This is a genomic window from Methylobacterium goesingense, assembly GCF_022179225.1.
GTDB classification, from domain to species: domain Bacteria; phylum Pseudomonadota; class Alphaproteobacteria; order Rhizobiales; family Beijerinckiaceae; genus Methylobacterium; species Methylobacterium goesingense.
Genome location: NZ_BPQL01000262.1, coordinates 1 through 1,198 on the forward strand (window position 1 = coordinate 1; position 1,198 = coordinate 1,198).

Sequence of the window (1,198 nt, forward strand, 5' to 3'; positions counted from 1 at the left end):
CACGGCGAGGCCGGCACCGGCGACGCGTAGGGCGGGCAGGCTGCGCGCAAGGCGCTCGGTGGAGAGACCGAGACCGAGGCCGACCGCGTGCAGGAGCGCCGTGGCGCCGACGAAGCCGGCCCCGTAGGCGAGGCCGGAAGCCGCCTCCGGCATTTCGGCGCCGTGGGCATGACCGTGGAAGACCGCGAAGGCGCCGACCAGGAGCATGGCGGCGGCCACCGGCAGGGCGGGGCGCAGGGCCAGGGCCGCGCCGAGCACCACCACCGAGAGGGCGATGCCGATCTCCACGAACGGCAGTTCGATGCCGGCGACACCGAGAGCGCCGCCGAGGACCATCATGCCGACGAAAGCCACCGGCACGAGCAAGAGAGCGCGACCGCCGATGCGGGCCGCGATAAGGCCCACCGCCACCATCGCCAGCACGTGATCGAGCCCGCTCAGGGGATGCAGGAAGCCTTCCGTGAAGCCCGACGCGGCCTCATGGCCGGGATGCGCGAGGGCGGGCGTCGCGACGAGAACCGAAGTCGCCGCGAGGGCGACGCGGGCCGGCAGGGAGGCGAGGCGTGGTGTCATCGACGGATCCCGGATCTGGAATGGGGGGCGACGGCCCCGCTCGCTGTAACTAGCAACCGGCATGCCCGTGTACAGCCCCCGGGGCCGCGTGGGGACGCGGCTCCCGGAGATGCGGCGTCGGTGCCACCGGGCGCTCAGGCCCTGTTTCCCGTGAAATCTCTCCCGCAAGATCCCCGGGGGCGCAGCGCTCAATCCTTCGTGCGTTCGAAGGTGACGATGCTGCGGGTCTCGCCCTGGTCGGCCCAGTTCGGCATCACCCGCCAGGGGGTGAGGACGCGCAGGCGATCGCCCTCGATGGTGAAAGAGCGGGTCTGCTCGGTGCCGACCCATTTCGGGTCCCAGGCGGCGTCGAGCTTGGCGGTCCACTGATCGCCCTTCAGGGTGACCTTGCCGGTGTAGGAGACGAGGGTCTTCATCAGGGCCGCGCGCTCGGCATCGGTCTCGGCGGGTTTGCGTCCCTCACCCGTGAGCAGGAAGAACACGCGCTCGTCCGGCGTGAAATAGGCAAAACCCGTGGGGTGGTCGCCCATCACCGGCTGCTTCCTGCCGTCGGCGCGGACCTCGACCTCGTAGGAAACCAGCTTCCAGAGGCCCTTGAGGGCCGGCGGCGTCTCGGCCCGGGCCG

General features: G+C 71.5%; 2 protein-coding genes. Both read right to left on the reverse strand.

All coding sequences use genetic code 11. The annotated features are described in order from the left end of the window. On the reverse strand, positions 1-573 hold a 573-nt coding region (locus MFF30_RS25875), incomplete at its 3' end, for a HupE/UreJ family protein (protein ID WP_238283160.1). 188 nt (positions 574-761) lie between these two features. Further along, a partial coding sequence (locus tag MFF30_RS25880; RefSeq protein WP_373321018.1) for a lipocalin-like domain-containing protein occupies positions 762-1,198 on the reverse strand: 437 nt, incomplete at its 5' end.